Annotated in this window: 10 protein-coding genes, 1 tRNA gene and 1 pseudogene; 6 read left to right on the top strand and 6 right to left on the bottom strand. The window is 73.2% G+C overall.

Features of this window, described 5'->3' with window-relative positions; all coding sequences use genetic code 11:
- Positions 1 to 129: 129 nt before the first annotated feature.
- Entirely contained in the window at positions 130 to 609 is a 480-nt protein-coding gene (locus AC3EQ1_RS00550; RefSeq protein ID WP_432092223.1) for an ATP-binding protein, read from the top strand.
- Between the two features lie 253 nt (positions 610 to 862).
- Here AC3EQ1_RS00550 and AC3EQ1_RS00545 read toward each other — a convergent pair whose 3' ends face one another.
- A complete protein-coding gene (locus AC3EQ1_RS00545) occupies positions 863 to 2317 on the bottom strand; it encodes an aminopeptidase P family protein (protein ID WP_432092222.1) in 1455 nt (484 codons plus the stop codon).
- Positions 2318 to 2484: 167 nt separating this feature from the next.
- Positions 2485 to 4098: a PP2C family protein-serine/threonine phosphatase gene (locus AC3EQ1_RS00540; protein WP_432092221.1), complete on the bottom strand. Its 1614-nt coding sequence runs from the start codon at positions 4096 to 4098 to the stop codon at positions 2485 to 2487.
- Between the two features lie 575 nt (positions 4099 to 4673).
- Between AC3EQ1_RS00540 and AC3EQ1_RS00535 the strand changes: the two genes are divergently transcribed.
- Entirely contained in the window at positions 4674 to 5354 is a 681-nt protein-coding gene (locus AC3EQ1_RS00535; protein WP_432092220.1) for a bifunctional DNA primase/polymerase, read from the top strand.
- A gap of 161 nt (positions 5355 to 5515) precedes the next feature.
- Positions 5516 to 6334: a hypothetical protein gene (locus AC3EQ1_RS00530; RefSeq protein WP_432092219.1), complete on the top strand. Its 819-nt coding sequence runs from the start codon at positions 5516 to 5518 to the stop codon at positions 6332 to 6334.
- A 107-nt stretch (positions 6335 to 6441) separates the two neighbouring features.
- Here AC3EQ1_RS00530 and AC3EQ1_RS00525 read toward each other — a convergent pair whose 3' ends face one another.
- The 3 genes from AC3EQ1_RS00525 to AC3EQ1_RS00515 all read right to left on the bottom strand — a co-directional run bounded on the left by AC3EQ1_RS00525 (position 6442) and on the right by AC3EQ1_RS00515 (position 9295).
- Positions 6442 to 7416, bottom strand: coding sequence for a DUF5926 family protein (locus tag AC3EQ1_RS00525; RefSeq protein WP_432092218.1), 975 nt, complete (start codon positions 7414 to 7416; stop codon positions 6442 to 6444).
- A 377-nt stretch (positions 7417 to 7793) separates the two neighbouring features.
- Positions 7794 to 8399 carry an ATP-binding protein gene (locus AC3EQ1_RS00520; protein ID WP_432092217.1) on the bottom strand — a complete coding sequence of 202 codons (606 nt, stop codon included), beginning with the start codon at positions 8397 to 8399 and terminating at the stop codon, positions 7794 to 7796.
- Between the two features lie 62 nt (positions 8400 to 8461).
- Positions 8462 to 9295 (bottom strand): glycerophosphodiester phosphodiesterase family protein, encoded by an 834-nt coding sequence (locus AC3EQ1_RS00515; protein WP_432092216.1) that lies wholly within the window; start codon positions 9293 to 9295, stop codon positions 8462 to 8464.
- Between the two features lie 232 nt (positions 9296 to 9527).
- On the opposite strand from AC3EQ1_RS00515, the gene AC3EQ1_RS00510 reads away from it, so the two are divergent.
- Together AC3EQ1_RS00510 and AC3EQ1_RS00505 are read left to right on the top strand one after the other, a co-directional pair.
- Positions 9528 to 11123 carry a S1C family serine protease gene (locus AC3EQ1_RS00510; RefSeq protein WP_432092215.1) on the top strand — a complete coding sequence of 532 codons (1596 nt, stop codon included), beginning with the start codon at positions 9528 to 9530 and terminating at the stop codon, positions 11121 to 11123.
- Between the two features lie 168 nt (positions 11124 to 11291).
- Positions 11292 to 11378: transfer RNA gene (locus tag AC3EQ1_RS00505), tRNA-Ser, on the top strand.
- Between the two features lie 151 nt (positions 11379 to 11529).
- Here the strand turns inward: AC3EQ1_RS00505 and AC3EQ1_RS00500 are convergent.
- Positions 11530 to 11970, bottom strand: a complete 441-nt coding sequence (locus AC3EQ1_RS00500; RefSeq protein ID WP_432092214.1) for a VOC family protein — start codon at positions 11968 to 11970, stop codon at positions 11530 to 11532.
- Positions 11971 to 12083: 113 nt separating this feature from the next.
- Here AC3EQ1_RS00500 and AC3EQ1_RS00495 point away from each other — a divergent pair.
- Positions 12084 to 12872 (top strand): annotated as a pseudogene (locus AC3EQ1_RS00495) (LysR family transcriptional regulator); the annotation flags it as partial.
- Positions 12873 to 12889 lie beyond the last annotated feature (17 nt).

Below are 12889 nucleotides of genomic sequence, written 5' to 3'. Positions count from 1 at the left end.
TCGCCATACACCGATGTCATGACCCCGCGCATCCGCTGAATGAGCGTAGTCACGCCCATTGCACGCTTACGGGCCGATCGGTGGGGCAATACGTATCGGTATGTCGAGCCGCAGCCAGGAGGCTGGAGCATGAGCATCTGGTGGTCCCTCCACTTGCGGCGCGAGGCTGCGAGCGTTCCGCTCGCCCGGCGGCTCCTCTTGGGAACCATGGAGACCGCGGGGGTCGATCCGGACATCTCCTTCGACCTGTCGATCGCGCTCACGGAGGCGTGTGCGAACGCAGTCGAGCACGGCGGGGCAACGTCCCCCGACGGCTCACCCGGGGTGTACCGCGTGACCGCCTATCTGGACGGCGAGAAGTGCCGGATCGAGGTCACCGACTCGGGGCCGGGCTTTCCCGCGGCGCGGACGGTGCGCCCCAGAGCCCTCCGCGCGCCGCTCATGGCGCCCGCCCAGCCGGACACCCAGGCGGAGAACGGCCGGGGCCTGTGCCTCATCGAGGCGCTCGCCGACCACGTCCACGTCCGGAACAGACCGGGCCGCGGCGCGGTGGTGAGCTTCGACAAGATCCTCAAGTGGCGTGAGGACGCGCTGCTGAAGGCGTCCTGATCACAGGGAGCGGCAGGGCGGCGCAGCCCCGCACACCATCGGAGCCCGGAGCGGCCGGAGCCCGGAGTCCGTGGGCGCATGGGCCGGCCCCCGTGGGACGGGGGCGCACCGCCCCCGTCCCCACATCACCGCTTCACCCGACGCGCCCCCGGCCGACTGCTGATGCGTCAGAGGCCCCGGCCCGATGTCCCACCCGACGGAAACGGCCGGGCCCCCGTCGGGGACCCGGCCGTCGTCCGGCGTCGGGGCGGGCTCAGCCCTTGAGGCGGGCCATCCAGGACTCGACGTCGTCGGCGGTGCGCGGCAGCGCGGCCGACAGATTGCGGCTGCCGCTCTCGGTCACCAGGATGTCGTCCTCGATCCGGACGCCGATGCCCCGGTACTCCGCCGGCACGGTCAGGTCGTCGGTCTGGAAGTACAGCCCGGGCTCGACCGTGAGGCACATGCCCGGCTCCAGGGTGCCCTCCACATAGCTCTCCCGGCGGGCCACCGCGCAGTCGTGCACGTCCAGCCCGAGCATGTGGCCGGTGCCGTGCAGCGTCCAGCGGCGCTGCAGCCCCAGCTCCAGCACGCGCTCCACCGGGCCCTCGACCAGCCCCCACTCCACCAGCCGGGTCGCGAGCACCCGCTGTGCGGCGTCGTGGAAGTCGCGGTACTTCGCGCCCGGCCGGACGGCCGCGATGCCGGCCTCCTGCGCGTCGTACACCGCGTCGTAGATCCGGCGCTGGAGCTCGGTGAAGCGGCCGCTCACCGGCAGGGTGCGGGTGACGTCGGCGGTGTAGAGGGTGTGGGTCTCCACGCCGGCGTCGAGCAGCAGCAGCTCGCCCGCGCGGACCGGGCCGTCGTTGCGCACCCAGTGCAGGGTGGTGGCGTGCGGTCCGGCGGCGCAGATGGAGCCGTAGCCGACGTCGTTGCCCTCGACGCGGGCCCGCAGGAAGAACGTTCCTTCGATGTACCGCTCGGAGGTCGCCTCCGCCTTGTCGAGGACCTTCACCACGTCCTCGAAGCCACGCACCGTGGAGTCGACCGCCGCCTGCAGCTGCCCGATCTCGAACTCGTCCTTGACCAGGCGCAGCTCGCTGAGGAAGATCCGCAGCTCCTCGTCGCGGTCGGCGTCGAGCCGGTCGGCCAGCGCCTCCTCCAGCCCGGCGTCGTGGCCCCGGACGATGCGGACCGGACCGGCCGCGGCGGCGAGCTCGTCGGCGGCCTTGCGCACGTCCCGGCACTCCGCCCCCAGCAGCTGCTCGCTCTCGGCGAGGCTGTACCGGCGGCCCACCCACAGTTCGCCCTGGCCGTCGAGCCAGAACTCGCCGTTCTCCCGGTCGGAGCGCGGCAGCAGGTAGAGCGTCGTGGTGTGCCCGTCGTCCACCGGGTCCAGGACGAGTACGCCGTCGTGGGTCTGGTCACCGGTCAGATGCGCGTACTCGGTGGACGCGCGGAAGGCGTACTCGGTGTCGTTCGACCGCGTCCTGAGGTTGCCCGCGGGAACGACCAGGCGCTCGCCGGGAAAGCGGGCGGAGAGCGCGGCGCGGCGGCGCGCGGCGTGCGGTGCCTGCTCGACGGGCTGCAGGTTCCGCAGCTCGGTGTCGGCCCAGCCGCTCTTCATGTTCTCGGCAAGCTCGTCGGAGACGCCTGGGTACAGGCCGTTCTTCCGCTGCTTGATGGGCTCGTCGCCCTCCGGGTTCGCGGGCGCGGGCTGCTCGGTCACGGATTCCTCCTCGACTCGGACCGTCCCCTGGCCTGCGGCTGGGGGACCCCGACCATCGTATGGGCGGGGGCACCGGCTCCGGCAGGACGACCGGAGCAGGGCGCGGGCAGCGGCCCGGCCCGGGTGTGCGCCCCTCTGCGCCCCCGGAGGAAGGGGGCCGGCAGCGGTCAGCGGGCGGCGGCTCCCGCGTCCTCGAAGTGGACGGCGAGCAGCACGACGTCCTCCGGGCTGTCCGCGGTGTCCCGGCCGCCCGGCAGGACGGTGCGCAGCACGTGGTCGGCGACGGCGTCGGGATCGTCCCGGACGGACCGGGGCACGCTCGCCGCGGCCGCGTGCAGCCGTGCGAAGGCCCGGTCCATCGGCTCGCCGGTGCGGTGCAGCAGCCCGTCGCTGTACAGCAGCAGCGTTTCTCCCGGCGCGGCCTCGAACTCGACGCTGGGCGCCTCCCAGCAGGAGAGCATGCCCAGCGGCGCGGACAGCGAGGTCTCCACGAACTCGGTGCGCCGGTCGCCGACGAGCAGCGGCGGGCAGTGCCCGGCCCCGGCCATCAGCAGGGTGCGCTGCTCGCAGTGGATGAACAGGGCGGTCGCCGAGCGGGCGGGCTCGGTCAGCCGCAGCAGCAGTTCGAGATCGGAGAGGACCGCGACCGGATCCTCCCCCTCCATCACCGCGTACGCCCGCAGCGAGGCGCGCAGCCGTCCCATCGCGGCGACGGCGCTGGGCCCGGAGCCGCTGACCCCGCCGACGGCGAGACCGAGCGCGCCCTCCGGCAGGGGCAGGGCGTCGTACCAGTCGCCGCCGCCCCGCGGACCGGTCCGGTGCCGGACGGCCAGCCGCACCCCGCCGACCCGGGGCAGCCGGCTGGGCAGCAGCTCGTCGCGGAGGGTGTCGGCGGTCGCCCGGGCGCGGGTCAGCTCCAGGTGACGGGCGAGCTGCTCGGTCGCGTAGCGGGTGTACAGGCCGATGAGGTGGCGCTGCCGCTCCACCGGCTCGGTCGGCTCGTCGTAGAGCCAGACCGCGGCGCCGAGCCGGCCGGCGGCCTCGGTGGCGAGCGGGACGGCGTAGCTGGCGGCGTAGCCGAGCCGGGCGGCGACCTCGCGGTGCCGCGGGTCCAGGTCCGGCTCGTTCCGCAGGTCGGGGTGGGCGACCTCGTCGAGCTGCCCGGGGCGGGCGCCGCCCTCCGGGGGCAGGCCGTCGAGGATCCGGCCGTAGGAGGCGGAGCTGCGGGGGATGGTCTCGATGGTGCCGAGGTCCGCGGGGCCGAGGCCGAGTCCGACGGTGGTGTCCGGCCCCTGGCCGTCGGCGGGCTCCAGGACGATCATGCCGCGGCGGGCGCCGACGAGGGCGGCGCCGGCGCGCAGCAGCTCGTGCAGCGCGCTGTCGAGGGTCTCGGTGCGGGCGAGCCGCTCGGTGAGCTCGTGCAGCGTGGTGAGATCGGAGATCCAGCCGGCGAGGCGGTCCTGGACGGCGGCGAGGTGCTCGACCGGGCGGACGTCCTGGGTGCCGGGCACCGGGGAGCCGCTCTCCGCCGGGGGCTGGGCGGGAGGGGCGTCGGGATTATGCGCCGGGGCGGGAAGTGCCGACTGGATTCCGGCCACTTTCGGCACGTGCGGGGCGTTCATGGCTGGCGACTTTCGACCCTGGGCTGCGGCATATCCGGCCACTGGGCCGAATCGACCGAGAAGGGTGTCCTGTTTGTGTCGAAGCGCAGGCTTTTGCCGTGTGGTGTTGCGTGGCCGGTCCGGCGGTGCATTTTTCGCAATAGCATCGCAAACCCCCATGTCATGCTGCGCCGCTATCAATGCCTCCACATCTACACGCAGTGGTGGGGTGTGTCCAGCATGGTGCGGGCGGGCTCGTTGGTGTCTATGGTGGACACAAGTTGGCTGAAAAAATGCCCGTCGGTCGGCAATTTGCGGTCGACTGAGGGCATTCGACAACGCGTCATATCCACCGAGGTGGGTACGTACTCGGGAAGGGCAGGGGCAGTTGGGGGCGCCCCGGAACCCCGCGGCGGCCTTGAGCGTCCTATCCGGCGATGGCCTCCCGTCCCCGAGGGACGAGGACCGCAGAGGGGCGGCAAAACGCCAGGCGATCGCCACCCTTCGCCATGTTCCACGCTCGGCCCGCGACATGATGCGCTGCCTTGAACGAGCAGTGACGCACGATCCACGTGGTGTGAACGGACTGAACGTACGCCCGCAGCCCCACGTACTGCCAAGCAGCATCGCAAGCAGCATCGATCGGTAGACCAGGTTCATCCGGTGAATCCGGTAGCGGTACGCACACCCGGCACAGCGTGCGATGAACGCGATTGGATACAGCCCTCGGCGTTAACGGAAAGGAACGAGCGCTCATGCGCGAGATCCTCGGAAGGCGACGCAGGCTCCTGCTCGGGCGGAGGCGCAGCGGGAAGCGGGCGATGCTCGGCGCGGCGCTGATGTGCGCCACCGAGTGGCAGTGGCCCGTACTCCCCGGCGTGGGGATCCGGTCCGGCGGCAGCCGCGTGCGCGGCTGCAACTGCCCGCACCCCGACTGCGTGGTGCCCGGTGCGCACCCCTTCGACCCCGGCCTGCTCGCGGCCACGACCGACGCCCGCATGGTCCGCTGGTGGTGGGAGAACCGTCCCGACGCCCCGATCGTGCTGGCCACCGGCGGCAGCGCGCCCTGCGCGGTGAGCCTCCCCGCGACCGCGGCAGCACAGGCCCTGACCGAGCTCGACCGACGGGGCATCCGGCTCGGCCCGGTCGTCGCGTCGCCCACCCGCTGGTCGATCCTCGTGGCGCCGTACTCGCTCGAGGTGCTGGGCGAGCTGCTGCACAGCCAGGAGTGGGTGCCCAGCTCGCTGCGGTTCCACGGAGAGGGCGGCTATCTGGTGCTGCCGCCGTCCCAGACCGGCGCCGGCCGGGTGAGCTGGGAGCGCGCGCCGCTGCCCGGGTCGGCCGCGCCGTGGCTGCCCGATGTCGAGGCGGTCGTGCACGCGCTCGTGGCGGCGAGCACCGGGACCCCCGACGAGAGCAGTCGGCTCGCCTACTGAGACTTGACCGAATTCGTACCATCGCGGCCCGTCTTCACTCCTCCGAGTGCGAGGCGGGCCGCGTTGTCCCCGGTTCGGCCCAGCGCGGTCCGACGGGCCCTTCCCCGGCCGGTACGTTCTGCCGATCGGCAGGCTTCGTCGGTGAGTTGGAGGGGGATTCCATGGAGCGCGCAGCGGATCCGGGCAGGGCGAACCGTCGCATGACCGCCCTGGTGGGCGCGGTGCTGCTGGCCGCCGTGCTGCCGCAGGCCGCCGCGTCGGCGGGGCCCGCGCCGACCGCGGAGGCCGGCCGTCCGCCGGCCCGGACCGCCACGCCGGGCGTACCGGAAACCGAGGCGCCGGGCGTACCGGAACCCGCCGTGCCGGGCGTACCGGAGCCCGAGGCGCAGGCCGTACCGGAATCCGGGTCGCGGGGCGGGGGCCGGCACCGCGGCCGGGGCCTGGACCCCGCGGCCGCGGGGGCTCGGTGGCTGCCTCCGGCCGATCTGCGGAAGAGCGCCTTCCGCGCCACTGACCAGGGGCGTGTCATCTCCGTGTGCGGACCCGAACTCACCGGCCGCGAGGGTGTCGAGGCACAGACCTGTGTCCTGCGGGAGGGGCGGGAGCTGTGGGGCCGCACCTACTACCGGAGCGCCGACGGCCGCGCGCCGAGCGTCGTCCTGACCCTGATGCGGCCGGACGGCCGGACCGTTCAGGTGCATTGCTCGGGGGAAGCCGGGAACGCCGGCGGGGTGTGCCAGACCCGGCGTGCGCCGGTGCGAGGGCCGGTGGACCAGGGCCTGCCGTACGGGGCGGTCGCCGAGCTCGTGTCCTGGGACGGGGAGCGGCTGCTGCTGCGTTCGGGGAGCAATTCCCCGGTGGGAGCGGCCCGTTGGGGGTCCGGCGCGGCGCGCTCCGGGGAGCCGGCCGACGCCGGGCATGGAAACGCCCGGTCGCTGGCGACGGGGGATGCACCAGCGACCGGGCTTCAAGAACCGTAACAAGAGATCTGCTGTTCGCAAATTCGATCGCGGAAATTCGGACGACGATTTACTGTTCAGTAGGGGGTGTTGTGACCTGAGTCACTCCCCGGGTCGTCCGGTGGTTCTCAGCTGAGGGTCACCTGCCGGTTGGTGAGTCCGCCACGGGCCCGGCGCTCCTCGGCGGTCAGCGGCGCCTCGGAGCCGAGCGCCTCGGCGAGCCGCTCCCCGAAGGCCTCGGCGGGCTTCTCGACGTCGTCCGCGCGGACCGAGCCCGGCAGGTCCCACACCGGCACGATGAGGCCGTGCGCCCGGAACGAGCCCACCAGCCGGGTGCCTTCGCCCAGCGAGGAGGCGCCGGCGGCGTGCAGCCGCGCCAGCGCGTCGAGCAGCTTCTCCTCGGGGTGGTCCATCACCCAGCGCAGGTGGTTCTTCTCCGGGGTCTCGCACCAGTACGCGGCCTCGACACCGGAGAGCCGGACGGTCGGGATCGCGGCCTCGTTGGCCCGCTCCAGGGAGGCGGCCACCTCGGGGGTGGACTGCTCGGCGCTCTCCAGCCAGAACTCGAAGCCGGTGTGCACGACCGGCTCGAACGCACCGGCCGGGTCGAGCAGGTCCTGCAGCCGCGGACCGTCGGCGGGGACGCGCTGCGCGGCCACCGGGGTGCCCGGCGCGGCCTCCAGCGCACGCTTCAGCACATCGGCGAGGTCCCGGCTGATGTCGCCGGACGCCGTGTCGTTCTGCAGACCCAGCAGGACGGCGCCGCTGTCCCGGCGCAGCGCGGGCCACGCCATCGGCAGCACGGTCGCCAGGGTGACGGACGGCACGCCCTCCGGCAGGCCGCCCCTGAGGGGCAGTTCCACGGTCGCGGCGGGCACCAGCTCGCGCAGCGCGACCCAGTCGCACTCGGCGGGCAGTCCCTCGAAGGGGCGCTGGACGAGCTCGGTCACGGCCTGTGCGGCGGCTCGTCCGTGACACGCCTTGTAGCGGCGGCCCGAACCGCAGGGGCACGGCTCGCGGGCGCCGACGACCGGAATCTCTCCGGTGGAGACCTGGGCGCCGGACGTCCTGCCGGCCTTTGTCTGAGGGCGCTTCTTGGCCATGGTGGGGGTGTCTCCCGGATGCGGCGGTGGTCGTGGCCGCGGTTGCGGCGGTGGTTCTCGGCCGCCGAGCCTAGTCCTTCGGGAGCCGGAGGAGTTGCCGCTCGCCGCCACGCGGCGCTCCGGGCCGGAGCACGAGCCGCCGGGGCGCGGCGCCGCGGGGCCGGGCTCCGGTTGCGGCTCCGCTTCCGCTTCCGCTTCCGGCTCCGATTGTGGGCCGGGGGACGGTGCCCCGGGGACAAAGTGCGGGACGGATACGGTCGGCCGCTGTCCGGCGAGGCCCGCCTGTCCGGCGAGTCCTGTCCGGCGACGCCTGCCTGTCCGGCGAGACCTGCCCGGGCGCGAGGTGCCGGTCGAGATCCAGAGGTGCCGGTCGGGACCTAGGCGAGATCCTCGAGCAGCCCGGCGATGTCCAGCGCCGGCACAACCACGCGCGTAGACATGACGTCGGACGAGGTCGTCGCCGGCAACGTGGCCCACACGGTGACCTCCCCGGGTGTCCCGTCCCGGACGCCCCAGTCCTGGGCGACGGCCCTGATGATGTTGAGCCCCCGGCCGCCGCGGGCCGTCACCGAGGGAGTGGCCGGAAGTGGCCGGGTGGGCCCTCCGCCATCGGTCACCTCGACGGTCACCCGGCCGAATTCGTCCAACCGCCAGGCCATGCGGACCTCGTCGGGCCCGGCCCCGGTGCCGTCGCCGTACAGCGGCCGGCCGTGCCGGCAGGCGTTGCTGAGGAGTTCGGAGAGAACCAGTACCGCATCGTCGACGACCCCATCGGGCACTCCGCTCATCAGGAGTCCCTCACGCATCGCACGTCGCGCCGCACCCACGCCCGCTGGGCCATGAGGTACGGCCATGATCGACGACGTCGGCACCTCGTGTGCCACCACCAACGCCACCCCCGAGACCTCCTTTGCCCCATGCCACGGGATGGATGCCCCCCTACGGGGCGCCGGAAACCGGCCAACTGCGATCCCCTGGGGCACGCGTCGCCGTCGCGTCCGTGCGCGAACGCGCCGGTGCACTCCCCGGCCGGACGGACCGGGCGCTACCGGCGGCCGAGCTGGGTCAGGACCTGCCGCGGGCGGTTGGTGATGACGGCATCCACCCCGAGCCGGGCGCAGAGCTCCACGTCGGCGGGGGAGTCGACGGTCCAGACGTGGACCCGGTTGCCCGCCCGGTGCGCCCGGGCCACGTAGTCCGGGTGGTTCCGCAGGATGCGGATGCTGGGCCCGGCGATGAGGGTGCCGGACGGCAGCCGCCCGTCGCGGTACCGGGGCGCGAGGAACTGCAGGAGGTAGACGGTCGGGATCTCCGGGGCCCAGAAGTGCACGCGCTGCAGCGAGCGCGCCGAGAAGCTCATGACCCGGACGGCCGAGGGCTCGTCCGGGGGTGGTGCGTCGAGGCCGAACCGGCGCAGCAGCTCCAGCAGCCGCTCCTCGACCTGGCCCGCCCAGCGGGTGGGGTGCTTGGTCTCGATGGCCAGTTCCACCCGGCGCCCGGCGTCGGCGACGAGCTCCAGGAGGCGTTCGAGGGTGAGGACGGAGGTGCGCTCCCAGTCGTGGGACTCGTCCCACTCCGGGGACTCGTCCCGGTCCTTCCAGGAGCCGAAGTCCAGCGCGGCGAGGTCCGAGAGCTCCAGGGCGGACACGGCGCCCCGGCCGTTGGAGGTCCGGTTGACCCGCCGGTCGTGCACGCAGACGAGATGGCCGTCCGCGGTGAGCCGTACGTCGCACTCCAGGGCGTCGGCCCCGTCCTCGATGGCCTTGCGGTAGGCGGCCAGGGTGTGCTCCGGGGCGTCCTGGGACGCCCCGCGGTGAGCCACCACGGAGATCGTGTGCGGCCCCGGGAGGAGGTCGTGGGCCGGGTGCGCATAGGTCACCGCGTTATGGTGCCACCGCCCGGCGGGGTACCGCTCGTACGGTCCCCGGTCCCGCGTTCGGTCCCACGACTGCGGATGCGTCCGTTTCGTCCGGGATAAAGGATGGCGGTCCGTGCCGCTGTCACTGCTTACGGTGGTCTGACGCAAGGTGGGAAATGCTGTTTCCCGAGACTGGCATCCGTGGGCCGTGACCCAAGACTGTCGTGACTGTCGTGCATCTGAGGAGAAAGCTGTGAGCACCGAGAACGAGGGCGCTGCCGTTCCGCCTGTGGCGGGGCCGCCGTCGGCGCCCGAGACGCCGGGCGCGACGCCCGCGTCCGCGACCGGCGCACCGAGCACAGACTCCGTGCCGCCCGCGGAGCCGGCGCAGCCCACGCCGCCCGTTCCGACGACGCCGCCGGCCCCTCCCGGCGCCGCGGACGGCACGGAGCAGACGGCGCAGCTTCCGGCGACGGGCGGCCCGGCCGCGGACCCGGCGTACGGCGACTCCGTCCCCCGGACGGCCGAACACCCCGTGATGTCCTCGGCCGGCGGTCCGCAGGGCCCGCCGCCGCCCGGCGCGATGCCCCCACCGGGCACGCCGTACGGGCACGGGGCACCGGGGGCGCCCGGCGGCTCCGGCGGTGAGGCCTGGCCGCCGCCGCCCGGTGGCGGCTGGGGCGGCGGTCCCGTGCCGCCCCCGCCGGGCGGGCCGCGCCGGCGGACCGGCGGGATCGTCGCCGCGGTCCTGGTCGCGGCGCTGGTCGCGGGCGGTGTCGGCGGTGGCATCGGCTACTTCGCGGCGAACCAGGAGGACAGCACCGGGTCGACCACGGTCTCCACCTCCGGGGACCCGCAGGCGCTCAACCGCTCGCCCAAGTCCGTCTCGGGTATAGCGCAACGCGCCCTGCCGAGCGTCGTCACCATCGAGGCCCAGGGCAGCCAGGGCGAGGCCGGCACCGGCACCGGCTTCGTCTACGACAAGCAGGGCCACATCCTCACCAACAACCACGTGGTGGCCTCCGCCGCGGACGGCGGCAAGCTGACCGCGACCTTCTCGGACGGCAAGAAGTACGCCGCCGAGGTGATCGGCAATGCCAAGGGCTACGACGTCGCGGTGATCAAGCTCAAGAACGCCTCGGACGCGAAGCTCAACCCGCTGCCGCTCGGCGACTCCGACAAGCGGGTCGCGGTGGGCGACGCCACGATCGCCATCGGCGCCCCGTTCGGCCTGGCCGGCACGGTCACCACCGGCATCATCAGCGCGAAGAACCGCCCGGTCGCCTCCAGCGACGGCGGCAGCAACAACGCCTCGTACATGAGCGCGCTGCAGACGGACGCGTCCATCAACCCGGGCAACTCCGGCGGGCCGCTGCTGAACGCCGAGGGCGCCGTGATCGGCATCAACTCGGCGATCCAGTCGGCCGGCAGCGGCGGCGGCTTCGGCGGCGAGACGCAGCAGTCCGGCAGCATCGGCCTCGGCTTCGCGATCCCGATCAACCAGGCGAAGCGCGTCGCCGAGAACCTGATCCGGACCGGTCAGCCGGTCTACCCGGTGATCGGCGTCCAGGTGGACATGCGCGAGCAGAGCGACGACGGCGCGCGGATCTCGCAGAACGGCAACGGCGGCACCGACCCGGTCACCCCGGGCGGCCCGGCCGCCAAGGCGGGGCTGAAGCCGGGCGACGTGATCACCAAGCTCAACCAGACGGTGATCGACAGCGGCCCCACACTGATCAGCACCATCTGGACGCACAAGCCGGGCGACCGGGTCGACCTGACCTACAAGCGCGACGGCAAGGAGCACACGGTGCCGGTCACGCTCGGAGCCCGCAAGGGCGACAGCTGACGGCGCGGGACGCGTGACGGCACGGGACGCGGCCGGCTGACGTCACGGGAGACGAGCGGCGGTGACGGGGGCAGCGGACCTCACGGAGGTCGGCTGCCCCCTTCCGCCACCCGAACCGCCCCGGACCGGCTAGGCTGACCTGCGCGTCACCGCTGGTCGGCGACGCGGGGAGGGTTGCCCGAGCGGCCTAAGGGAACGGTCTTGAAAACCGTCGTGGCAGCGATGTCACCGTGGGTTCAAATCCCACACCCTCCGCAGCAGGTCGGCGCATGAGCCGATCGGAAGGGGTGCCTCTCATGGAGAGGCACCCCTTCTGCGTGGGCCGCTTCGCGGGTCCGCTTCCCGGCCCGTTGCACGGGCCGGCCGGGCCGGCGGTCCAGGACGGGCCGCCGACGCCGGGTGTGGTTCAGGCCGTGGCGTCCTGCGGGTACCAGCGGAGTTCCACGGTGTTGCCGTCCGGGTCCCGGACGTAGACCGAGCGGGCGGTGCCCCGGGCGCCGGAGCGGTCGACGGGGCCTTCGAGGACGGGGACGGTGGTCGACGCGATGAACGCGTCCCAGTCCAGCGGTTCCACGGTGAGGCAGATGTGGTCGACGTTGGAGGTTCCCCGAGGGCTCTCGGCCAGGTCGATGATGGTCTCCGGGGTGATCCTCACCGAAGGGAACGGGGTCTCGCCGGCCCGCCATTCGGCCACGCCCACCGGCTCCAGGCCGAGGGGGCCGGTATAGAAGTCCAGGGACCGTTCGATGTCTTCGACGTTGAGGACCAGGTGGTCGAATGCCTTGACGCGCAGGGAGGCCGCCTCTCCTGCGGGGCGCGGGTCGGTGGTGACATTCGAGGTGGTCATCAGCATTCCTCCAGGGGTCGGGACGGTTGCCCCCGACGATCCTCCGGGGCGGAACCGCCATCAAGACCGGTTCGGAATACGGTCGTTGAGTACATTTCAATGATGGGGGGATCATGCTGGAACGGGTGGAGGCCGAGGCGTTCCTGACGCTTGCCGAGGAGCTGCACTTCGGCCGGACCGCCGAACGCCTGTGCGTCACGACCGGGCGGGTCAGTCAGGTGATCAAGAGGCTGGAACGGCGGGTCGGCGCCCTGCTCTTCGAGCGGACCAGCAGAACGGTCCGGCTCACGGCGATCGGCCGACAGCTCGCCGACGACCTCGCGCCGCTGGTCGCCGGGATGGACGAGGCGCTCCGGCGGGCCGCCGACGCCGGCCGCGGTGTCACGGGGGAGCTGCGGGTCGCCTTCCTCGGCGAGGGGGCGGCTCCGCTGCTCCGGAAGGCGGCCGCGCTGTTCGGCGAGCGGCACCCCGACTGCAGGGTCGACATCCGGGAGGTGCAGCTGACCACCTCCCGTGCGAGCCTGCTCGACGGCTCGGTGGACGTCCTCATCGCCTCGTATCCGTTCGACGGCATGGCCTGCGGGCCGGCCCTGCTGACCGAGAGACGGGTGCTCGCCGTCGCGGCCGGGCATCCGCTCGCCGCCGAGGAGTCGGTCTCCCTCGACGTCCTCGCGGACCATCCGGTGGTGCAGTACCCCGAGGCGGCCTCGGCGGCGTTCAAGCGGGATCGCACCCCGGACCGCACCCCGTCGGGCAGGCCGGTTCCGAAGGGGCCGACCGGCGGGTCGTTCTCCGAAATGCTCACGCTGGTCGCGCTGGGCAGGGGTGTGCTTCCGGTCGGGGAGCACGCCCGGCACTACTACCCGCGGCCGGACGTCGCCTACGTTCTCCTGCACGACGCACCGCCGATCGAGCGGGG

Source organism: Streptomyces sp. bgisy100, from assembly GCF_057709105.1.
The sequence above is the reverse complement of the archived record's forward strand: the minus strand, read 5'-3'. Positions and strand labels throughout refer to the sequence as shown.

Bases quoted from the DNA above. Each gene is read 5' to 3' on its own strand.
- AC3EQ1_RS00500 (WP_432092214.1), bottom strand. From the start codon at position 11,970: ATGACCACCTCGAATGTCACCACCGACCCGCGCCCCGCAGGAGAGGCG.
- AC3EQ1_RS00540 (WP_432092221.1), bottom strand. From the start codon at position 4,098: ATGGGGGTTTGCGATGCTATTGCGAAAAATGCACCGCCGGACCGGCCA.
- AC3EQ1_RS00550 (WP_432092223.1), top strand. From the start codon at position 130: ATGAGCATCTGGTGGTCCCTCCACTTGCGGCGCGAGGCTGCGAGCGTT.
- AC3EQ1_RS00530 (WP_432092219.1), top strand. From the start codon at position 5,516: ATGGAGCGCGCAGCGGATCCGGGCAGGGCGAACCGTCGCATGACCGCC.
- AC3EQ1_RS00535 (WP_432092220.1), top strand. From the start codon at position 4,674: ATGCGCGAGATCCTCGGAAGGCGACGCAGGCTCCTGCTCGGGCGGAGG.
- AC3EQ1_RS00525 (WP_432092218.1), bottom strand. From the start codon at position 7,416: ATGGCCAAGAAGCGCCCTCAGACAAAGGCCGGCAGGACGTCCGGCGCC.